Genomic DNA, 22021 nt, shown 5'->3' with positions numbered 1-22021 from the left:
CGCCGCTTAGTAGCGCACCGTGAGGGACGCGTAGAAGTTGCGGCCGGGCGCGGGGTACAGGTTGTAGTTGGCAACCGGACCCAGCATCTGGAACGAGGCATCGCCGCCGCGGATGCCGTAGGTGGCGTACTTGCGGTCCAGGATGTTGTTGATGCCGAACGCGCCTTCGATGTTGCGGGTGAACTTGTAGGCCACCTTGGTGTTGAAGAGCACGTAGGCGTCCAGCTGCGTGTCGAACTGGTTGGCCTGGTCGTTGTCCATGCGCGACTTGCCCACGTATTGCGCCGACACGTTCCACAGGAACGCGTCGGTGGGACGCCAGGTCACGCCGGCGTTGGCCAGCCACTTGGGCGCCAGCGGCACGGTCTTGCCCGACAGGTCGACGCCGGCGTAGGTGCCCGAACGGAATTGCGCTTCCATCCAGGTCAGGTTGGCGTCCAGCGTCAGGCTGCTGGTCAGCTTGTGGTGGCCTTCCAGTTCGATGCCCTGGCGACGGGTCGGATCCAGGTTGGTGTTGGCGCCGGTGCCCGGGCCCCACATGCCGTCGGCCAGCGGGTTGTACTGGATCTCGTTGGTCAGGTCATAGCGGAACCACGACAGGCGGGCGCTGCTGCTGTCCGAGGCCCAGGTCACGCCCAGTTCCTTGTCGGTGGACGTCTGCGGCGCCAGCGGCGACTGCACCGACAGCGCTTCGTCGGCGTTGGGCAGGCGGAAGCTGCGGCCGACCTTGCCGTACAGGCCAAAGCCGGCGGACAGGTCCTGGCGCACGCCCAGCTGCCAGGCGGTCAGGTGGTGGCCCTTGTCCGATTCCTCGCCCGAGCCGGAAATGACTTCCAGCTTGTCGGAGGCGTACTGGCGGCGCACGCCCAGGGTGACGTAGGTGCTGTCGGTGGCGCGGATCTGGCCGTCGGCGAACAGGCCGTACTGGTGCTGGCGCGACTGCCACTTGGACGGCGTGAAGTCGTAATAGGCGTTCTGGTTGGAAGTGGTCTTGGCTTCCTGCGCGTCGGCGCCGAACACGATGCTGTGGCCGCCGTTGATCGGCAGGCGGTAGCGCAGGCTGGCCAGGTTCTCTTCCAGCTTCTGGTTGCGCAGCGTGTCGCCGAAACCGTCGTACGACAGGCCGTTGAGCTTCTTCTCGCGGGTCGACGCGTCGGCGTACAGCGTGCCGACGCCAAGCTGCTGCTCGACCTGCAGGCCGAAGGTGGTGCTGGTGGTCTTGACGTTGTCGATCTTGTTCTTGGCGCCGCGCGGGTCGCTTTCGAACTGGTTCTCGCCCGTGGTCGGGTTGATCAGGCGCGGGCCCGGCAGGTCCAGCTTCTGCGTGGTGGTGTTGCCGTACAGGCGGATCGAGCCGTTGTCGTGGCGGAAGGTGATGCCGCCGCCGCCGCCCTCGCGGCTTTCGCCGCTGTGCTCGCGGTAGCCGTCGCTGTGCAGCGACTGCATGTAGGCGTCCACGCCCACTTTCTGGTTGTTCAGGGCCACGGCGGCGTCGTACTGGCGCAGGCCATAGCTGCCGAAGGTGGCGGTGGCGCGGGCCGTGACCGGCTCCTTGGCGAAGTCCTTGCGGGTGATGATGTTGATCACGCCGCCGGTGGTGCCGCCGCCGTATTGCACCGAACCGCTGCCGCGCACGATTTCGACGCGCTCGACCTGGTCCAGCGGCACCACGCCCAGGTTGGGCGCCGACAGGTCGTTGGTGTTCTGCTTGACGCCGTCGATCATGATCAGCGTGTTGCTGGCGCCGGTGATGCCGAAGCCGCGCAGGTCGACGATGGCGTTGTCGCTGGAGCTGCTGGTGTTGACCAGGTGGATGCCGGCCTGCGTCGACAGCAGGTCCTGCATGGTGCGGGCGCTGCTGGCGGCGATGTCTTCGGCGGTGATGACCGAGATCGACACCGGCAACGTGCGGCCATCCGTCGGCACGCGCTGGGCGGTGACGGTGATGGTGTCGAGTTCGGGGGCGGGGGTGGCGGCTTGCTGGGCGGCGGACAGGGCCGGGGCGGAGCAGAGCAGGGCGCCGGCGTAGCGCCGGATGGAGCGGGATTTCATCTACAAGACCTCGATGCGACCCGCGACCCCGCAGGTCAATCACGATGGGGAGGAAACCCGGGCCACGCCGCGCCTCCTGGGGAGCGGGCGCCGGACGGGCGTCCTGGCGATCGAACTGGCCGGTATCGGGCTGCCATGGGCGCATCGCGCGCATGGGGACCGTTGCGGGGGCAGCACAGGCTGGATGTCCGGGCCGGCCGGCCTTGTGGGCGGCGGGGCGGATGTCTTCCTGTTTCCCGTTTACCTTTCGCGCGCGGACCGGCAAGTGTTGCGTTCTTGCCTGTCCCTGTGCGCCGAAAGCACCGGTTCGGGGCCGAAACTGTATCACCGCAGGGCGAAACAGGGCCCGTTTTGTTACGATCAGGGGTTGATTTTTCGGCCTTTATCGCTTTTTAGCGACATTTGCGCGGCCGCTTTCGTTGCCCAACCCCTCCCTTCGGACCTGAACGTGTCGTATCCCCGCCTGCCTTATCCGCCCGAGCGCTTCACCCGCGGCGGCGACTTCGCCCGGTTGCTCGGCCAGCGCATCCTGATCCTGGACGGAGCGATGGGCACGATGATCCAGCGCTACAAGCTGGGCGAGGCCGATTTCCGCGGCGAGCGCTTCGCCGACCATGGCAAGGACCTGAAGGGCGACAACGAGCTGCTGTCGCTGGTGCGGCCGGACGTGATCTCGGAGATCCACCGCCAGTACCTGGAGGCCGGCGCCGACGTCATCGAGACCAACACCTTCGGCGCCACCTCGATCGCGCAGGGCGACTACGACCTGCCGGAGCTGGCCTACGAATTGAACCTGGTGTCGGCGCGGCTGGCGCGCGAGGCCTGTGACCAGTACAGCACGCCGGACAAGCCGCGCTTCGTGGCCGGCGCGCTCGGCCCGCAGCCCAAGACGGCGTCGATCTCGCCCGACGTGAACGACCCGGGCGCGCGCAACGTCACCTTCGACGAGCTGCGCGTTGCCTATATCGAGCAGCTCAACGGCCTGCTGGACGGCGGCATCGACATCGTCCTGATCGAGACCATCTTCGACACGCTCAACGCCAAGGCGGCGATCTTCGCCACCGAGGAAGTGTTCGAGCAGCGCGGCATCCGCCTGCCGGTGATGATCTCGGGCACCGTCACCGACGCCTCCGGCCGCATCCTGTCGGGCCAGACCGTCGAGGCCTTCTGGAACTCGGTGCGCCATGCGCGCCCGGTCACCATCGGCCTGAACTGCGCGCTGGGCGCGGCGTTGATGCGCCCGTACGTGGCCGAGCTGTCCAAGATCTGCGACACCTACGTCTGCGTCTACCCCAATGCCGGCCTGCCCAACCCGATGGCCGAGACCGGCTTCGACGAGACGCCGGCCGACACCTCGGCGCTGCTGGAGGAATTCGCCCGCGCCGGGCTGGTGAACATGTCGGGCGGCTGCTGCGGCACCACGCCCGACCACATCCGCGCGATCGCCGACAAGGTCACGGCGCTGACGCCGCGAGTGGTGCCGGAAATCCCGGTCAAGACCCGCCTGTCGGGCCTGGAGCCGCTCAACATCGACGAGGACACGCTGTACGTGAACGTGGGCGAGCGCACCAACGTCACGGGCAGCAAGATGTTCGCGCGCCTGATCCGCGAAGAGAAATACGACGAGGCGCTGGCCGTGGCCCGCCAGCAGGTCGAGAACGGCGCGCAGATCATCGACATCAACATGGACGAGGCCATGCTGGATTCGGTGGCGTGCATGCACCGCTTCCTGAACCTGATCGCCTCCGAGCCCGACATCGCCCGCGTGCCGGTCATGATCGACAGTTCCAAGTGGGACGTGATCGAGACCGGCCTGAAATGCGTGCAAGGCAAGCCGGTGGTCAACTCGATCTCGATGAAGGAAGGCCTGGAGCCGTTCCGCCACCACGCCCGCCTGTGCCGCCGCTACGGCGCGGCGGTGGTGGTGATGGCGTTCGACGAGCAGGGCCAGGCCGACACGCTGGAGCGGCGCAAGGAAATCTGCGGCCGCGCCTACAAGATCCTGGTCGAGGAAGAGGGCTTCCCGCCGGAAGACATCATTTTCGATCCCAACGTGTTCGCGGTCGCCACCGGCATCGACGAGCACAACCATTACGCCGTCGACTTCATCGAAGGCACGCGCTGGATCCGCGAGAACCTGCCGCATGCCCGCATCTCGGGCGGCGTGTCGAACGTGAGCTTCTCGTTCCGCGGCAACGAGCCGATGCGCGAGGCCATCCACACGGTGTTCCTGTATTACGCGGTCAAGGAAGGCATGACGATGGGCATCGTCAACGCCGGCCAGCTGGGCGTGTATGCCGACCTGGATCCCAAGCTGCGAGACCTGGTCGAGGACGTGGTGCTGGACCGCGCCGAGCCGGTCGGCAAGACCGACCCGGCCGATGAGCGCACGCCGACCGAGCGCCTGGTGCAGTTCGCCGACACGGTGAAGGGCTCGGGCGCCAAGAAGGAAGAAGACCTGGCCTGGCGCAATGCCGAGGTCGAGGCGCGCCTGTCGCACGCGCTGGTGCACGGCATCACCGCTTTCATCGTCGAGGACACCGAAGAGGTGCGGCAGAAGATCGCCGCGCGCGGCGGCCGCCCGATCGAGGTGATCGAAGGCCCGCTGATGGACGGCATGAACGTGGTCGGCGACCTGTTCGGCGAGGGCAAGATGTTCCTGCCGCAGGTGGTGAAGTCGGCGCGCGTGATGAAGCAGGCCGTGGCCCACCTGATTCCCTTCATCGAAGAGGAAAAGCGCCAGATCGCGGCCGCGGGCGGCGACGTGCGCGCCAAGGGCAAGATCGTCATCGCCACCGTCAAGGGCGACGTGCACGACATCGGCAAGAACATCGTGTCGGTGGTCCTGCAGTGCAACAACTTCGAAGTGGTGAACATGGGCGTGATGGTGCCCTGCGCCCAGATCCTGGAGAAGGCCAAGGAAGAGAACGCCGACATCGTCGGCCTGTCGGGCCTGATCACGCCCAGCCTGGAGGAAATGGCCTACGTCGCCTCGGAAATGCAGCGCGACGAGTATTTCCGCAGCCGCAAGGTGCCGCTGATGATCGGCGGCGCCACCACCAGCCGCGTGCACACCGCCGTCAAGATCGCGCCGAACTACGAAGGCCCGGTGATCTACGTGCCGGACGCCAGCCGCTCGGTGGGCGTGGCCACCAACCTGATGTCCGACCAGTCGGACGCCTACCTGGCGGAGCTGGCCGAGGAATACGAGGACGTGCGCCGCCGCCACGCCAACCGCAAGGCCGCGCCGATCCTGCCGCTGGCCGAGGCGCGCGCCTCGCGGCCGCAGATCGACTGGGACAGCTACACGCCGCCGCGCCCGAAGTTCATCGGCCGCCGCACCTTCAAGAGCTACGACCTGGCCGAGATCGCCAAGTACGTGGACTGGGGCCCGTTCTTCCAGACCTGGAGCCTGTTCGGCCCGTTCCCGGCAATCCTGGACGACAAGGTCGTGGGCGAGCAGGCGCGCAAGGTCTACGCCGACGGCCTGGCCATGATGAAGCGCATTGTCGAGGGCCGCTGGCTGACCGCCAACGGCGTGGTCGGCTTCTATCCGGCCAACAGCGTCAACGACGAGGACATCGAGGTCTACAAGGACGAGAGCCGCAGCGAGGTGCTGTTCACCTACCGCAACCTGCGCCAGCAGGGCGCCAAGCGCGAGGGCGTCAGCAACAAGTCGCTGTCGGACTTCATCGCGCCCAAATCCAGCGGCAAGCTGGACTACATCGGCATGTTCGCGGTGACGGCCGGCCTGGGCATCGAGAAGAAGGAAGCCGAGTTCGAGAAGGCGCTGGACGACTATTCCAGCATCATGCTGAAGTCGCTGGCCGACCGCCTGGCCGAGGCCTTCGCCGAATGCCTGCACGCCCGCGTGCGCCAGGACCTGTGGGGCTACGCGGCCGACGAGGCGCTGTCCAACGACGACATGATCGCCGAGAAGTACGTCGGCATCCGCCCGGCGCCCGGCTACCCGGCCTGCCCGGAACACGTGGTCAAGACCGACATGTTCCGCGTGCTGGACGGCGCCGACATCGGCATGATGCTGACCGACAGCTACGCCATGTTCCCGGCCTCGAGCGTGTCGGGCTTCTACTTCAGCCATCCGCAATCGCAGTACTTCAACGTCGGCATCATCGGCGAAGACCAGCTGCAGGACTACGCCGCACGCAGCGGCCGCAGCATCGAGGACCTCAAGCGCACCCTGGCGCCGAACCTGGGCTGAGGCGGCCTCTGCCGCGCCGGGCCCGCCCGGCACCCCAGCGCCGCCCCGGCTCGTCCGGCGCGGCGCTTTGTTTTGTTCGGACGGTTTACCAAAAGGATAGTGGTAAACCATGATGTGCCAAATTGGTAAACCACATAATATTTGGTCCAACCACTTTTAACGCCATGACACTACAACTGATCCCCAAGCCCGAAGAACCCGCCACCAAGCCGGTGGCCGACCGCGCCTACCTGCGGCTGGCCGCGCAGATCCAGGCATTGGTGGCCCAGGGCGAGTTCGCGGTGGGCAAGCGCCTGCCGGCCGAGCGCGCGCTGGCCGAGCGCTTCGACGTCAGCCGCACCTCGCTGCGCGAGGCCATCATCGCGCTGGAACTGCAGGGCGTGGTGGAAGTGCGCGGTGGTTCGGGCATCTATGTCTGTGAACCCAAGCCTGGCGTGGCGCGGCTGCCGGCCGCGCAGGAACCGGGCGCCGGGCCGTTCGAGCTGCTGCGCGCGCGCTGCCTGGTCGAATCGGAAATCGCCGCGCTGGCGGCCAGCACCCGCAACGATGCCGACCTGGATCGCATCTTCGAGGCGCTGACCACCATGCGCGAGCAGATGATGCACAAGGAAGAAAACCAGGAGGCCGACCGCCGTTTCCACCTGTACATCGCGCAGTCCACCGGCAACAGCGTGCTGCTGGGCACGGTGACGGCGATGTGGGACCAGGCGCAAGGGCCCATCTGGGAAAAGATCGAACAGCATTTCCATACGCAGGAACTGCGCCAGGCCTCGCAGGAAGACCATCAGCGCATCTTCAGCGCGCTGGTGGCGCGCGATGCGGACGGTGCGCGGCAGGCCATGCGCAACCACCTCGAACGCGTGATCGGCGAATTTGCGCAGGGGTGGCGGTAAGACCAAGGCAGGACCGGCAGGCGGCCCCCGGCTGAGCGCGGAAGATACCGCGCCCCGGAATCGGGCGACATACATCAGGAGACATCAGGATGCAGCAAAGGAACAAGGGGAGCCGCGCCTGGCACAGGGCGGCGGCGATGCTGTCGGCGTGCGCGCTGGCAGCCTATGCGCTGGCGGCGCCGGCGATGGCGCAGGAAGCGCCCGCGCCGGGCCAGAGCGCGCGGATCGACGCCATCCGCAAGGCCGGCGAATTGCGCGTCGGCGTGCTGCAGAACGCGCCCTGGCTGCTGCAGGACGTGTCCGGCAAGGGCGGCGAGGGCTGGAGCGGCCCGGCCTGGCTGCTGGCCAAGGAATACGCCCGCCTGCTGGGCGTGAAGCTGACGCCGGTGCAGGTCTCGCACGAGACCAAGGTGCCGGTGCTGGCGGCCAACCAGGTCGACATGACCATCAGCCCGCTGGCCGAGACGCCGGAACGCCTGAAAGTGGTGGACTTCGTGCTGTATTCGTCCACCAGCGTCTGCATGTTCGGCCTGGCGTCCAATGCCAAGGTGGCCGCGGCCAAGTCGGTCGATGACCTGAACCGGCCCGGCGTCACCATCGCGTACTTCACCGGCGGCGCCGAAGAGGCCTGGGTCAAGCAGCGCTTCCCCAACGCGACGCTGCGCGCCGTGGCCAACTCGGGCGCCACCGCGCCGATCGAGGAAATCATGGCCAAGCGCGCCGACGCGGCGCCGATCAACCGCGTGCCATGGGTCGGCCTGAGCCGCAAGGTGCGCGGCCTGGCCGTGCTGCCCGCCGAAGCCAATTGCCAGCAGAGCACCGAAAAGGCCTCGCCGGTAGGCCTGGCGATCGACAAGAACCAGCCCGAATACCTAGCCTGGCTGCGGCAGGTGGCCACCGGCATGAAGACGCGCCTGGACGCCGACGAAATGCGCATCATCGAACAGACCCCGTAGGCCGCTCCGGCCTTTTCCCACCCCCTGGATTTTCCGACCACGCGCAAGGCGCGCGGCCCGGGCGACTGCCCGCGGCTTCGCGCGTCCGCATCCGGCGTCCGCCGCCGGGCTTCCCTCCAAGGAGACCGCAATGCAACCGTCCTTCCTTTCCCGCTTCGCCGCCGCCGCCCTGCTGCTGGCCGGCGCCGCCACCGCCCAGGCGCAGACGCCGCCGGCGCCCGGCGAAAGCCCGCGCATCGACGCCATCCGCAAGGCCGGCGTACTGCGCGTGGGCGTGGTCAACAACCCGCCGTGGCTGGTGCAGAACACCACCGGCTCGGGCGAACCCTGGATGGGCTCGTCCTGGCTGCTGGGCAAGGAATTCGCGCGCCTGCTGGACGTGAAGATCGTGCCGGTGCAGGTCAGCCATGAAACCAAGGTGCCGGCGCTGATCGCGAACCAGATGGACATCATGATCGGGCCGCTGAACCAGAACGCCGAGCGCGCCAAGATCATCGACTTCGTCACCTTCTCGAACACCAGCGTCTGCATGTTCGGCCTGGCGTCCAACCCCAAGTTCACCAACGCCACCAAGGTCGAGGACTTCAACCAGCCCGGCATCACCATGGCGTACTTCTCGGGCGCCGGCGAAGAGCCGCTGGTGCTGGAGAACTTTCCCAAGGCCAAGCTGCGCGGCGTGACCAACTCGGGCTCGGTGGCGCCGATCGAGGAAGTGCTGGCGGGCCGTTCCGACGTGGCGCCGCTGAACCGCATGCTGTGGCCCAACATCAGCAAGAAGGTCAAGGGCCTGGCCGTGTTCCCCAAGGAAAACGACTGCCAGGACAGCAAGATCTTCGCGATCGACGCGGGCATGGGCGTGGCCAAGAACCAGCCGGTGTACCTGGAGTGGCTGCGCAAGGTGGAAGCGCGCATGCATCCCGAACTGGTGGCCGAAGAGCGCCGCATGACCCAGACCCTGAAGTAAGGCGGACCCACCATGCTCAATTGCGCAATCCATGGGGCCGAAGACTTGCGGCTGGTCGAGCAGGCGCCCGAGTCGCTGGGCCCGACGCAGGTGCGCGTCGGCGTCAAGGCGGTCGGCATCTGCGGTTCGGACCTGCATTACTACCGCCACGGCCGGGTCGGCGATTTCGTCATCCGCGAACCGCTGACGCCCGGCCACGAGGCCTCGGGCCAGGTGCTGGAAGTCGGTTCGGCGGTCACCGCCGTCAAGCCGGGCGACCGCGTGGCGCTGGATCCGGCGCGCACCTGCGGCGTGTGCCGCTACTGCCGCCAGGGCGATTCCAACCATTGCGAGGCGGTGTTCTTCTTCGGCAGCGCCAGCCGCTACCCGCACATGCAGGGCGCGATGCGCGAGCAGGTGGTGGTGCAGGAAAAGCAGTGCGTGCCGGTGCCCGACAGCCTGTCGTTCGAACTGGCCGCCTTCGGCGAGCCGCTGGCGGTGGCGCTGCACGCCGTGCGCAGCGCCGGATCGCTGCTGGGCAAGACGGTGATGGTGGTGGGTGCCGGGCCGATCGGCGCGCTGGTGCTGATGGCGGCGCGCCTGGCCGGCGCCAGCCACGTCATCGTGGTCGACATCGTCGACCAGACCCTGGCTACCTGCGCCAAGGTCGGCGCCACGCGCACCATCAACGCCGCCACCGAGCCGGCCGCGCTGGACGAGCTGGCGGCGGGCAAGGGCACGGTCGACGTGTGCTTCGAGGCTTCCGGCAACTACGCGGGGCTGGCCAACTGCATCCGCGCCACGCGGCCGCGCGGCACCATCGTCACGGTCGGCACGCTGAATGGCAGCAGCGAGCAGTGCCCGTTCAACCAGATCATGGTCAAGAGCCTGAACGTCATCGGCAGCTTCCGCTTCGTCGACGAATACGCCTGGGCGGTCGACTATCTGGGCCGCGGCCTGGTGGACGTGGCGCCGCTGTTGACGGCGGCGGTGCCGGCGCGCCAGGCGCACGAGGCCTTCGCGCTGGCGGCCGACCGGCGCCAGGCCATGAAAGTGATGGTGACGTTCTGAGCCCGGCGCTCGCGAATCGCACGGAGATTCCATGGACTTCGATTTTTCCCCCATCGTCGATAACTGGCGCTTCTTCGCCAGCGGCCTGGGCATCACGGTGGCGCTCAGCGCCGTCACGGCGGTCTCCAGCATCCTGCTGGGGCTGGTGATCGCGCTGCTGCGCCTGTACGGGCCGCGCTGGCTGCGGGTGCTGCTGGTGTTCTACATCGACAGCATGCGCGCCATCCCGGTGCTGGTGGTGCTGGTGTGGATCTACTTCGCCTTCCCGCTGCTGGCCGGCGTGACCTTCGCGCCGTTCTGGGCGGCGCTGGTGGCGTTGACGCTGCACATCGCGGCCTATTCGGCCGAGGTGATCCGCGCCGGCATCGAGTCGGTGCGGCCGGGGCAGATGCGCGCCGGCCTGGCGCTGGGCATGTCGCGGGCCCAGGCGCTGCGCAAGATCATCCTGCCGCAGGCCACCATCCGCATGCTGCCGGCCTTCGGTTCGGTGCTGACGGTGGCCATCAAGGACACCGCCATCGCCACCGTGATCGCGGTGCCCGAACTGATGCACAAGGCCGAGACCATCGCCGGGCAGAGCTACCGGCCGATCGAGGTGTTCACCGCGGTGATCGTGGCGTACTTCGTGATCCTGTTCCCGGTGACGCGCGGCGTGGACCGGCTGTACCAACGTTACGCACACCTGGGGCGCTCATGAATCTGGACTGGGGAATTATCTGGGACTCGCGCCAGGTGCTGCTGCAGGGCGCGGCCATGACCGTGATGCTGACGGTGGTGACCATGGCGCTGGCGGTGCCGGGCGGCATGGTGCTGGCGCTGATGCGGCTGTCGTCGAACCGCGTGGCCAACGGCGTCGCGGTGGCGATCGTCGAGTTCTTCCGCAACCTGCCGCTGATCCTGGTGATCTATTGGGCGTTCTACGTGATGCCGATGGCGCTGGACGTGCAGTTCTCGGCGGTGACGACGGCGCTGGTGGCGCTGGTGCTGAACGTGTCGGCCTACAACTCCGAGACCTTCCGCGCCGGTATCAATTCGATCCGCAAGGGCCAGATGGAGGCCGCGCTGGCGATGGGCATGTCGCGCCGCCAGGCCATGTTCAAGGTGCTGGTGCCGCAGGCGGCGCGGCGCATCCTGCCGGTGCTGGCCAGCACCTGGATCTCGCTGTTCAAGGACACCTCGCTGGTGTCGGTGATCGCCGTCAGCGAGCTGGCCTATGCCTCGATGCAGGTGCGCGCGCAGAGCTTCCGCGTGCTGGAAATGCTGACCGCGATGGCGGTGATCTATTGGCTGATGGGCTATCCGCAGGCCAAGCTGGTCGACTGGATCCACCGCAAATACGGAGTCAAGGAGTGAACGAGATGATCCTGGAAAAAGTGGCCGGCACGGCCAATGCGGCGGTGGCCGCGGCAGCAACGGCCGATGCAGCAACGGCTGCCACAGTAACGGCTGCCGCAGCAATGGCTGCCACAGCGACGGCTGCCGCAGCAACGGCTGCCGCCCGCAAGGGCGCCGACCAGCCGCCGGTGCTGCTGTACGAGCACGTGCGCAAGGTCTACGGCGATTTCGTGGCGCTGAACGACGTCTCGCTGCAGGTCAACAAGGGCGAGGTGATGTGCCTGATCGGGCCGTCGGGCTCGGGCAAGTCCACGCTCCTGCGCTGCACCAACGCGCTCGAGAAGATCGACGGCGGCCGCGTGCTGCTGGACGGCGTGGCGGTGCCGGAGGCCGAGTCGGAAGTGCGCAAGGTGCGCCAGCGCATGGGCATGGTGTTCCAGAGCTTCGAGCTGTTCCCGCACAAGTCGGCGCTGGACAACGTTGCCATGGGGCCCATCACCGTGCTCGGCATGGCGCCGGAACAGGCGCGGGCCCGCGCCATGGCGTTGCTGGAGAAGGTGGGGCTGGCCAACAAGGCCGGCAACTTCCCCGCCAACCTGTCCGGCGGCCAGCAGCAGCGCGTGGCGATTGCCCGCGCGCTGGCGATGGAGCCGGAAGTGATGCTGTTCGACGAGCCGACCTCGGCGCTCGACCCCGAGACCGTGGGCGAGGTGCTGAACGTCATGAAGAAGCTGGCGCAGGAAGGCATGACCATGATCGTCGTCACGCATGAAATGAGTTTCGCGCGGCGCGTGGCCAACTGGGTGGTGGTGTTCGAGAACGGCGCCATCCTGGAACAGGGCCCGCCCGCGCAGATTTTCGACAACCCGCAGGTCGCCCGTACCCGCGACTTCCTCAGCCACCTGGGCTGGGAAGGCTGAACACCCTCCCGTTTTCACGGAATCCATGATGAAAATTACGAACGCACGCGTCATTGTTTGTTCGCCGGGCCGCAATTTCGTGACCCTGAAGATCGAGACCGACCAGGGCCTGACCGGCATCGGCGATGCCACCCTGAACGGACGCGAGCTGGCCGTGGCGGCCTACCTGACCGAACACGTGGTGCCCTGCCTGATCGGCCGCGACGCGCACCAGATCGAGGATATCTGGCAGTACCTGTACAAGGGCGCCTACTGGCGCCGCGGCCCGGTCACCATGACCGCCATCGCCGCGGTCGACACGGCGCTGTGGGACCTGAAGGCCAAGGCCGCCGGCCTGCCGCTGTATCAACTGCTGGGCGGCAAGAGCCGCACCGGCGTCATGGTCTACGGCCATGCCAACGGCAGCGACATCGAGCACACCGTCGACGAAGTGCTGCGCTACGCCGACATGGGCTACCGCGCCATCCGCGCGCAGAGCGGCGTGCCGGGGCTGGACAAGGTCTACGGCGTGGGCCGTGGCAACCTGTTCTACGAACCCGCCGACGCCGACCTGCCGAGCGAGCACGACTGGTCCACCGAGAAGTACCTGCAGCACACGCCCAAGCTGTTCGAGCGCATCCGCGAAAAGCTCGGCTTCGAACACCACTTGCTGCACGACGTGCACCACCGCCTGACGCCGATCGAGGCCGGCCGCCTGGGCAAGTCGCTGGAGCCGTACAACCTGTTCTGGATGGAGGACGCCACGCCGGCCGAGAACCAGGAGGCGTTCCGCCTGATCCGCCAGCACACCACCACGCCGCTGGCGGTGGGCGAGATCTTCAATTCGATCTGGGACTGCAAGGACCTGGTGCAGAACCAGCTGATCGACTACATCCGGACCACCGTGGTGCACGCCGGCGGCATCACCCACCTGCGCCGCATCGCCGACCTGGCCTCGTTGTACCAGGTGCGCACCGGCTGCCATGGCGCCACCGACCTGTCGCCGGTGTGCATGGGCGCGGCGCTGCACTTCGACCTGTGGGTGCCGAACTTCGGCATCCAGGAATACATGCGCCACACCGAGGAGACGGACGCGGTGTTCCCGCATGCCTACACCTTCTCGCAGGGCATGCTGTATCCGGGCGACGTGCCGGGCCACGGCGTGGACATCGACGAGAAGCTGGCCGCCAAGTATCCGTACAAGCGCGCCTACCTGCCGGTGAACCGGCTGCAGCAGGACGGCACGTTATGGAACTGGTAGCGCCCGCGGCCGTCAGGCTGCATCCGGCGCGCCTGCAGGCGCTGGCGCCTGGCGTGGCGCGGCCGGCCTATGACCGTGGCGCCTTGCGCGCCGGCATCGTGCACCTGGGACTGGGCGCGTTCGCGCGCGGCCACCTGGCGGCGGTGAATGAAGCGGCCATCCATGCCAGCGGCGACCCGCGCTGGGGCATCTGCGGCGTGTCGCTGCGGCAGGCCGACACCCGCGACGCGCTGGCGCCGCAGGACGGGCTGTACACGCTGGCGCTGCGCAGCGCCGACGCCGACGGCCGGCCGCAACAGCAGCTGGCCGTGATCGGCTGCCTGCTGGAAACGCTGGTGGCGCCCGAGGACCCGCAGGCGGTGCTGGCGCGCATCGCCAGTCCGTACACGCGCATCGTCAGCCTGACCGTGACCGAGAAGGGCTATTGCCATGATCCGGCCAGCGGCGCACTGAACCTGGCGCATCCCGATATCGTGCACGACCTGGGCCAGCCGCTGGCGCCGCGCAGCACCATCGGCTTCCTGGTGTGGGGCCTGCAACGGCGCCGCGCGGCGGGACTGGGGCCGGTGACGCTGCTGTCGCTGGACAACCTGCCGAGCAACGGCCATCTGCTGCGCGGCCTGGTGCTGGCGTTCGCCGCGCAGGTCGACGCGCGGCTGGCCGAATGGATCGGCCAGGCCTGCACCTTTCCGTGCTCGATGGTGGACCGCATCGTGCCGCGCACCACCGACGAGGACCGCGCGGCGGTGACGCAGGCGCTGGGCATGACGGATGCCTGGCCGGTGCAGGCCGAGCCGTTCCTGGAATGGGTGGTGGAGGATCATTTCGCCGCCGGCCGGCCGGACTGGGCCGCGGGCGGGGCGCGCTTCGCCGCGGAGGCGGCGCCGTTCGAGACGCTCAAGCTGCGCATGGTGAATGGCGCGCATTCGGCGCTGGCGTACCTGTCGGTGATGGCGGGCTGGGTCACGGTGGACCAGGCGGTGGCCCAGCCAGCGCTGCGGCGTTACCTGGCCGACCTGATGCGCACGGAGATCGCGCCGACCCTGCCCGCGCTGCCCGGGCTGGACCTGGCGGCCTACCAGGAGCGGCTGCTGCAACGCTACGCCAACCCGGCGCTGCGGCACCAGACGCGGCAGATCGCCATGGACGGTTCGCAGAAGATGCCGCAGCGCCTGCTGGGCACGCTGCGGGCGCGCCTGGCGGCGGACCAGCCGATCACCGGACTGTCGCTGGCGCTGGCGGGCTGGCTGCATTTCCTGCGCGGCGTCGACCAGGCGGGGCGGCGCTATCCGATCGAGGACCCGCTGGCCGATACCCTGGCGCAGCGGCTGGCGCAGGCCGAAGAGGCGGCTCGCGCCGCGCCGCCGGGACCGGCCGCCGCGCTGGCCTGGGCGCGCGAGATGACGGCCCTGGCCGCGGTGTTCGGCGACCTGGGCCGGGACGAGCGCTTCGTGCGCGAGGTGGCGCAGGCGGCGCAGTCGCTGCGCACGCTGGGCGTGGCCGGCGCGCTGGAGGCCACCCTGGCCGCCATGCGCGCGGACGCCGCCTGAACGCGCGTCAGGCCGGCGTCGGCGGCGCCAGTCGGCCCAGCAGCGGTTCGAGCGTCACGCCGACCGCGAGGATCTGGCGGTCCTCGCCGGGCAGGCCATCCACCTCCAGGCCGAGCGGCAGGCCCGTTTCCGACAGGCCGGCGGGCAGGCTCAGGCCAGGCAGGCCCGCGTTGCTGCCGGGGTCGACGTTGCGCGCCAGCCGCAGGAAGCTTTCCAGGCTGCTGGCCTCGGGCGCGGCGAGCGGCGTTGGCACCGGCACCGTGGGGAACAACAGCCCGTGCAACGCGTGTTGCTCGAACGCACGGCGGTAGACATCGATGAGCGCGTCGCGGTGCTCGGCGATGGCGCTGTCGTACAGCGGCCGCAGCGGCAGCAACTCGCCCGATGGCGTGGGCAGCACGCCGGGCACGATCAGGTCGTCGAAGATGGCTTTCACGTCCGGGCTGGATATCTGCGCCACCACTTCCTCGAAACTCACGCCGACCTGATGGCGTTGCAGGTAATCGACCAGGTCGGGCTTCTGCTCGTACAGGCAGAGCGGCATGCCGGTGGCGGCGTTGCTGGCTTCCAGGCCGGGCATGTCGAGCGGGATCAGGGTCACGCCGGCCGCGCGCAGGCGCGCCAGGGCGGCCTGCATGGCGGCCTCGACCTGCGGGTCCAGGTCCTGCCAGAAATAGCCGGGCAGGCCCAGGCGCAGGTCGGCGGCCGGCAGCACGGGCAGCGGCGCGTCGTCGCCGCTCAGCACGGCGTCCAGCAGCGTGATGTCGGCCATCTCGTTGGCGATGGGGCCGGGGGTGTCGCGGGTATGCGAAATCGGCGTGATGCCGGCGCCGTCGTAGCGGCCCACCGACGGCCGGAAGCCGACGGCGCCGTTGACCGCGGCGGGCAGCCGCACCGAGGCGCCCGTGTCGGTGCCGAGCGCGGCCGGCACCAGCCGCGCGCCCACGGCGGCGCCGCTGCCCGAGGACGAGCCGCCGGCGATGCGCTCGGGATCATAGGCGTTGCGCGTGCCCGCGCCCCGCGGGCCGGGATAGGCGCTGTTGTAGCCGGACACGCCGAACGCCAGTTCATGCATGTGCGTCTTGCCGACGATGACGGCGCCGGCCGCGCGCAGCCGGTGTACCACCGGCGCGTCCTCGGCCGGGCGGAAGTGGCGCAGGGCCGGGGTGCCGGCGGTGTTGGGCAGGCCCGCGACGTGGATGTTGTCCTTGATGGCCAGGGGCACGCCCTCCAGCGGCCGCGCCGGGCGGCCCGCGGCGCGCGCGGCGTCGGCCGCCCGCGCCTGGGCCAGCGCGCCGTCCGCGTCCACGGTGATGAAGGCGTTGAGGTCCTGGCGGGCGGCGATGCGGTCCAGGCAGGCGCGGGTGAGGGCTTCGCTGGTGACGCGGCCCGCGCGCAGCAGCGCCGCGGCTTCGGTCACGGTCGGGCAGGTCGAGGGCGTCTGGGGCGCGGGCATGGCGGGTTGTCTCCTTGTCGGTGTCGGTTTCGATGGGTTCTGGCTCGATCCCGTTCTATACAGGGTCGACCGTAGCGCTGTCGAGCGCTGTTCGTCGAGGCGCCGGTCCGGCCCGTGGTCGGGTGTCGTGCCACCGGTGCGCCGCGGTCGCGCCGCAGGCGCTAAGATAGGCGACGCTTATACACGTACAAGTCCCACGCTTATCCTGGTATGAACACTTCCCCCCAAGCCGGCGCCGCCGGCCACGAAGGCTCTCGCCTGCGCCGCCAGGCGCTGGGCGAATTCGTGCGCAGCGCCCGCTCGCGCATCACGCCGCAGATGGCCGGCCTGCCCGAAGGCATGCGCCGCCGCACGCCCGGACTGCGGCGCGAAGAGGTGGCGCAGCTGTGCGGCATCAGCGTCACCTGGTACACCTGGATCGAGCAGGGGCGCGAGGTGTCGGTGTCGCCGTCGGTGTGGTCGCGCATCGCGGGGGTGCTGCAGCTGGCGCGGGCCGAGCGGGCCTATCTGTTCGACCTGGCCGATTGCGCCGACCCGCAGCATGCGCGCGATGATGCGCTGGGCGCGCCGGGTTCGCTGCGCGAGTGCGTGGACGCCATCACCGCGCCGGCCTACGTGCTCGACCGGGCCTGGAACGTGCTGGCCTGTAATGAACCGCTGCGCGAGCTGTTCGACGATTGGCCGGCCCGGGATCCCGAGCCGAACCTGCTGCGCTACATCTTCCTGGATCCGGCGGCGCGCGAGCTGGTAGTGGACTGGGAGCAGCGGGCGCGGCGCGTGGTGGCCGAGTTCCGGGCGGACGCGGGCGCGCACCTGGACGAGCCGGCGGTGCTGGCGCTGATCGACGCCCTGAACCGGCAGAGCCCGGTGTTCGCGCATTGGTGGAACCGGCACGCCGTGGTCGAGCGCGAGGGCGGCCTGCGCGAGTTCGCGCATCCGCGGCGCGGCCGCATGGCCTTCCAGCAGATCACGTTCCGCCTGGCGACGCACCTGGACCTGAAACTGGTGATGCTGCTGGACGGCGGCGGGCAGGACTGAGGCCGCCCCGCCCGCCGTCGCCGCGCGTCAGTCCAGCGAGATATCGGCCTTCCTGACCACCGTGGCGAAGCGTTCCGAATCCGCCTCGCGGGCCCGCACCAGTTCGGCCGCGTCGGCCGGCCAGGCCTGGAAGCCGAAGGTCTCGAAGCGCTTGGCCACCGCGGGCGAGCGCACTGCCGCGGCGATGCCGGCGTTGATGCGTTGCAGGACCGCGTCGGGCGTGCCCTTGGGGGCGAAGGCCGCCACCCAGGTCTTCAATTCGAAGTCCGCCGGGCCGCCGCTCTCGGTCACGGTCGGCACGTCCGGGTACGACGCCAGGCGGGCCGGGGCGGCCAGCGCCAGCAGCTTGACCCGCTTGGCCTGATACAGATTCTGCACCGTCGCGGCCGTGCCGAAGGCCCAGTCGACCTCGCCGTTCGCGACCGCCGTGTAGAGCTGGGCCAGGTCCTTGAACGGCACGTGCGTCATGGTGGTGCGCGTGGCGTCCTGCAGCATGGCGGTGCCGACGTGCGCCACGCTGCCCATGCCCCAGGTGCCATAGGTCAGCTTGCCCGGCTGCGCCCGCGCCGCTTCGACCAGGTCGCTGACCTTGTTCCAGGGCGATCCGGCGCCGACGACGATGAAGAAGTGGGTGTGATAGATCGGCGCGGCCGGGGCGAAGTCGGCCACCGGATCGAACGGCAGGCTGCGGTACAGGTGCGGCTGCAAGGTCATGTGGGTGTTGTCGACGATGGCGAGCGAGTAGCCGTCGCGGCCGGCGCGCTTGACGTCGCCGATGGCCAGCCAGCCATTGGCGCCGGGCTTGTTCTCGACGATGACGGGCTGCTTCCACGCCGCCGTCAGTTGTTCGCCGACCATGCGGGCGACGGCGTCGGGGCCGCTGCCGACGGAATAGGGCAGCACCATGCGCACCGGCCGTTCGGGAAACGCGCCGGACTGGGCCTGGACCGCGGCACAGGCCAATGCGGCCATGGCGGCGGCGGTGGTGATGGCAAAGCGGATATTGTTTTTCATGTCTCCTCCTGGTTCCTCGGATGGCTATGCCGCTACGGCATGGCGGGTCTCGTAGGCGGCGGCGAACGCCGGATCGCGCTGGCGCAGGTCGTCGTGGCTGACCTGGCCGGTGCGCCGCATGTAGTCGTAGGCGAACGCGACGGGGTCCAGGTGCATCTTGGCGGCCACATTTTCGTACCAGTCCAGGCTGCGTCCCGCGGCCGCCTGGAAGCTGGACGAGGCCGGCCGCCGCAGCGTCTCGAATTCCGCGAAGGCCGCGCGCGCGTCGCCAGGGTGGCGCAGCAGGCCCTGGTGCAGCGCGATCGCGTCCTGCATCGCCATGCGCGTGCCCGAGCCCAGCGAAAAGTGCACCGTGCGCAGCGCGTCGCCCAGCAACACGATGTTCTCGTGCGACCAGCGCTCATTGCGCACGATGTTCGCTTCGAACCAGAGCGAGCGGTTGCCCAGCAGGTCGTTGGCGCCGAGATCGTCGCCGAACACCCGCGCGCAATAGCGCCGGCTGTCTTCCTCGCTGGCCGTGTCCAGCCCGGCGCGGCGCCAGCTGTCCGGATCCACCTCCACCAGGAAGGTGCTCAGGTCCTTGCTGTACTGGTAGCTGTGGGCGATGAAGATGCCGTGCTCGGCCTCGCGGAAGATCAGGGACACCGGGTGGAAGCGCTGGCGCGTGCCGTACCAGGCGAACTTGTTGCGGCGGCGCTCGAATGCCGGCCGGAACTGGTCCGCGTACTGCTTGCGCACCGCGCTGTTGCTGCCGTCGGCCGCGACCAGCATGTCGACCTCGGCCGCCAGTCGCGCCACGTCGTCGATGCGCTGCTGGTGGCGAATCCGCACGCCGGCCTCCAGGCAGGCGCGTTCCAGCACCGCCAGCATGTCGATCCGGGAGGTGCGCGAGAAGGGGTTGCCCTGGACCTGGACCCGGGTGCCGCGATGCACGATCTCCATGTAGTCGCAGCGTTCGTGGTGGGCCACGAAGCGGCCGAAGAAGTCCGGATCCGCTTCGCGCAGGAACGCCAGGCCGATGTCCGAGAACACCACGCCCCAGCCGTAGGTGGCGCCTTGCGGGTTCTGTTCGTAGACCGTGATCTCGTGGCGTGGATCGTGCTTCTTGGCGAGCAGGGAAAAGTACAGGCCGGCGGGGCCGGCGCCGATGACGGCGATTTTCATGATTCAGCGCTCCCGCTGGTGGCGGCCTGGGTGCAGGCCTGATAAGACAACAAGGCGTCGCGCAGCGCGTCCGGCACGGCGATCGCGCGCCGTTCTCCGCGCGCCACGCAGATCGGGGTCAGGACGGCGTCGAAGGCGGGCGCGCCGCGCGCGGTGCCATGGACGCGCAGGGTGTAGGTGCGGGTGCGCACCTCCTGCACCGTGACGAGCATGTCGAATTCCTCGTCCGGCCACAGCGAGGCCTGGAAGTCGAACGACAGCGCGCGGGTCGGGGTGCCGAAGCCGTGCTCGTCCTTGATGCGCTGCGGCGTGCCGCCGAACAGGCGGCCATAGAAGAGCTCGGCGGCCGACAGCACGTACTCGCCGAAGGTCACGGTGTAGACCACGCCGGCGGGGTCGCAATCGCCCCATTTGACCCGGCGCCGCACCACGAACGGGGTGTCGCTGACAACGTATTCGGTGCTGGTCATTGCGGTTCTCCTTCGGCCTGCGCGGCCTCCTGGTTCAACAGGTCGGCCACGGTGCGGCGCAGGGCGGCCTTGTCCAGCTTGCCCACCTTGGTGACGGGAAAGGCCTCGATCTGCTCGATGCGTTCGGGGCATTTGTATTTGGCGAGTCCGCGGCCGGCCAGGAAGTCCGCCAGTTCCCGCACCGTGGGCGCGGCGTGGCCGGGGCGCAGGATGACGAACACGCAGCCTTTCTCGCCGTAGTAGGGATCGGGCATCGCCACCAGCTTGGCCTCGGCGACGGCGGGATGGGCGCCGACCTGCGCCTCGACTTCCTCGCAACCGATCTTCTCGCCGCCCCGGTTGATGTTGTCGCGCAGGCGGCCCTCGAACGCGTAGCAGGTCTGCCGGTCGACGACGCGCGCGGTCATCATGTCGCCGCTGCGGTAGAAGCCGTCGGACGTGAAGGCCGTGGCATTGGCCTCGGGGGCATCGAAGAATCCCGGCAGCGTGGCCGGACCGCGAAAGCACAGCTCGCCCATTTCCCCCGCCGCGGCCGGGTCTTCGGTGCCGGGGCGCAGCAGCCGTATCTCGTCGTCGGGGCAGCCGGACCAGCCCTGGGTGTGATGGCGGGCCTGCGCGGACGCGGTGGCCGGCGAGCCGAGCAGCAGCCCCTCGGTGATGCCGAACAGGTTGGAGCACGGCACGCCCAGGTGCGCTTCCAGCCGTTCGGCCGCGCTCATGGTGATGAACAGGCGCAGCGAACCGAGGTCATGCTCGGACAGCCGGTCGTAGGCCATGATCTGCGGCGCGATGGGCCCGATCGACATGGCGCGGGTGACGCCGTGCCGCTCGATCAGCGTCAGCATGCGCGGCACGTCCACGCGCGGCATCAGCACGGCCGACACGCCCATGGCGATCACGGGAATCAGCACGTAGACCTGCGCGGCGTTGTGCAGCAGCGGCAGCGACCAGATGATGCGCTCCGATTCCTCCATGCCGTAGCGGCTTGCGCAGGCAAGCGAATGCCCGAGATATTCGGCGTGGAAGCGCGGAATGATCTTGGGCATGCCGGTGGTGCCGCCCGACAGCTGGAAGCTCAGCACGTCTTCACAGCCCGGGCCCTGGCGTTGCAGCAGGACGCGGGCGTCCTCCAGCGGCATGCTATCGATCAGCGACTGCAGGCCGGCGTGCGCGCCGGCGGCGCCGCGGGCGATGACCAGGTGCGCCAGCGAGTCGCTGGCCGCCACCATGGCGGCGGCGAACGCGGTCAGGTCGAAACTGCCGAAGTCGGCCTGCACGAAGTAGCCGCGCGCCCGCGTCTGCCGCGCCAGTTGGCCGATCTCCAGTTCACGGTGCTGCGGCAGCGTGCAGACGGGCACGATGCCGGCCTTGTAGCAGGCCAGCAGCGCCACGGCGGTTTCCAGCGTGGTGCCCATCTGGAAGATGGCGCGGTCGCCGGGGGCCAGCCCCAGCCGCAACAGGGCGGCGCCGAGCCGTTCGCTGCGTTCGTCCAGCTCCTGGAAGCTCAGGCTGCCTTCGTCGGTGATCAGCGCGGTGCGCGCCGGGCAGCGCCGCGCGGTGGCGCGCAGCGCGTCGCCGACGCTGCGGCGCTCCCAGGCGCCGCTGGCGAAATAGCGCCGGGCACGGTCCTCGGGATGGTAGGTCACGCCCTCTATGGGGTTGCGTATGTCTCGCATGCTTGTCTCCTCCTGGCGCGG

General features: G+C 69.0%; 17 protein-coding genes. 11 read left to right on the top strand and 6 right to left on the bottom strand.

Going from position 1 to position 22021, the window contains the following annotated elements:
- Window positions 1–6: 6 nt before the first annotated feature.
- Complete coding sequence (locus tag AC1HFW_RS18250) at window positions 7–2052, bottom strand: TonB-dependent receptor (RefSeq protein ID WP_061072578.1); 2046 nt, start codon at window positions 2050–2052, stop codon at window positions 7–9.
- Window positions 2053–2500: 448 nt separating this feature from the next.
- Between AC1HFW_RS18250 and metH the strand changes: the two genes are divergently transcribed.
- From metH to AC1HFW_RS18200, 10 genes are all read left to right on the top strand, one after another.
- Window positions 2501–6274, top strand: coding sequence for a methionine synthase (metH, locus tag AC1HFW_RS18245; RefSeq protein ID WP_479284730.1), 3774 nt, complete (start codon window positions 2501–2503; stop codon window positions 6272–6274).
- Window positions 6275–6438: 164 nt separating this feature from the next.
- The gene (locus AC1HFW_RS18240) at window positions 6439–7167 is read left to right on the top strand and encodes a FadR/GntR family transcriptional regulator (protein ID WP_479284728.1); all 729 of its coding nucleotides are present in this window, start codon (window positions 6439–6441) and stop codon (window positions 7165–7167) included.
- 89 nt (window positions 7168–7256) lie between these two features.
- On the top strand, window positions 7257–8123 hold the full coding sequence (locus AC1HFW_RS18235; RefSeq protein ID WP_479284726.1) for a substrate-binding periplasmic protein: 867 nt from the start codon (window positions 7257–7259) through the stop codon (window positions 8121–8123).
- 130 nt (window positions 8124–8253) lie between these two features.
- Window positions 8254–9087: a substrate-binding periplasmic protein gene (locus AC1HFW_RS18230; protein WP_006392645.1), complete on the top strand. Its 834-nt coding sequence runs from the start codon at window positions 8254–8256 to the stop codon at window positions 9085–9087.
- 12 nt (window positions 9088–9099) lie between these two features.
- A complete protein-coding gene (locus AC1HFW_RS18225) occupies window positions 9100–10137 on the top strand; it encodes an L-idonate 5-dehydrogenase (protein WP_479284723.1) in 1038 nt (345 codons plus the stop codon).
- A 31-nt stretch (window positions 10138–10168) separates the two neighbouring features.
- Window positions 10169–10834 carry an amino acid ABC transporter permease gene (locus AC1HFW_RS18220; RefSeq protein WP_006392647.1) on the top strand — a complete coding sequence of 222 codons (666 nt, stop codon included), beginning with the start codon at window positions 10169–10171 and terminating at the stop codon, window positions 10832–10834.
- A complete protein-coding gene (locus AC1HFW_RS18215) occupies window positions 10831–11490 on the top strand; it encodes an amino acid ABC transporter permease (protein WP_006392648.1) in 660 nt (219 codons plus the stop codon). Before AC1HFW_RS18220 ends, AC1HFW_RS18215 begins: the two co-directional genes overlap by 4 nt.
- Window positions 11491–11660: 170 nt before the next feature.
- Complete coding sequence (locus AC1HFW_RS18210; RefSeq protein WP_006392649.1) at window positions 11661–12392, top strand: amino acid ABC transporter ATP-binding protein; 732 nt, start codon at window positions 11661–11663, stop codon at window positions 12390–12392.
- A gap of 28 nt (window positions 12393–12420) precedes the next feature.
- Complete coding sequence (gene manD / locus AC1HFW_RS18205) at window positions 12421–13632, top strand: D-mannonate dehydratase ManD (protein ID WP_006392650.1); 1212 nt, start codon at window positions 12421–12423, stop codon at window positions 13630–13632.
- Entirely contained in the window at window positions 13620–15182 is a 1563-nt protein-coding gene (locus tag AC1HFW_RS18200; protein ID WP_479284720.1) for a mannitol dehydrogenase family protein, read from the top strand. Before manD ends, AC1HFW_RS18200 begins: the two co-directional genes overlap by 13 nt.
- 7 nt (window positions 15183–15189) lie before the next feature.
- On the opposite strand, the gene iaaH is transcribed toward AC1HFW_RS18200, so the two are convergent.
- On the bottom strand, window positions 15190–16638 hold the full coding sequence (iaaH, locus tag AC1HFW_RS18195) for an indoleacetamide hydrolase (RefSeq protein ID WP_479284718.1): 1449 nt from the start codon (window positions 16636–16638) through the stop codon (window positions 15190–15192).
- 210 nt (window positions 16639–16848) lie between these two features.
- On the opposite strand from iaaH, the gene AC1HFW_RS18190 reads away from it, so the two are divergent.
- Window positions 16849–17676: a helix-turn-helix transcriptional regulator gene (locus tag AC1HFW_RS18190; protein ID WP_104021635.1), complete on the top strand. Its 828-nt coding sequence runs from the start codon at window positions 16849–16851 to the stop codon at window positions 17674–17676.
- 27 nt (window positions 17677–17703) lie between these two features.
- Here AC1HFW_RS18190 and AC1HFW_RS18185 read toward each other — a convergent pair whose 3' ends face one another.
- From AC1HFW_RS18185 to AC1HFW_RS18170, 4 genes are read right to left on the bottom strand one after another with little or no spacing between them, the layout of a single operon-like run.
- Complete coding sequence (locus tag AC1HFW_RS18185; RefSeq protein ID WP_061072573.1) at window positions 17704–18690, bottom strand: Bug family tripartite tricarboxylate transporter substrate binding protein; 987 nt, start codon at window positions 18688–18690, stop codon at window positions 17704–17706.
- Window positions 18691–18714: 24 nt separating this feature from the next.
- Window positions 18715–19854 (bottom strand): FAD-dependent monooxygenase, encoded by a 1140-nt coding sequence (locus AC1HFW_RS18180; RefSeq protein ID WP_479284715.1) that lies wholly within the window; start codon window positions 19852–19854, stop codon window positions 18715–18717.
- The gene (locus AC1HFW_RS18175; protein WP_479284713.1) at window positions 19851–20324 is read right to left on the bottom strand and encodes an acyl-CoA thioesterase; all 474 of its coding nucleotides are present in this window, start codon (window positions 20322–20324) and stop codon (window positions 19851–19853) included. Before AC1HFW_RS18175 ends, AC1HFW_RS18180 begins: the two co-directional genes overlap by 4 nt.
- On the bottom strand, window positions 20321–22000 hold the full coding sequence (locus AC1HFW_RS18170; protein ID WP_479284711.1) for an AMP-binding protein: 1680 nt from the start codon (window positions 21998–22000) through the stop codon (window positions 20321–20323). The genes AC1HFW_RS18175 and AC1HFW_RS18170 overlap by 4 nt, the downstream gene beginning before the upstream one ends.
- Between the last annotated feature and the right edge of the window lie 21 nt (window positions 22001–22021).

This window comes from Achromobacter sp. ISS7, assembly GCF_056523125.1.
The sequence above is the reverse complement of the archived record's forward strand: the minus strand, read 5'-3'. Positions and strand labels throughout refer to the sequence as shown.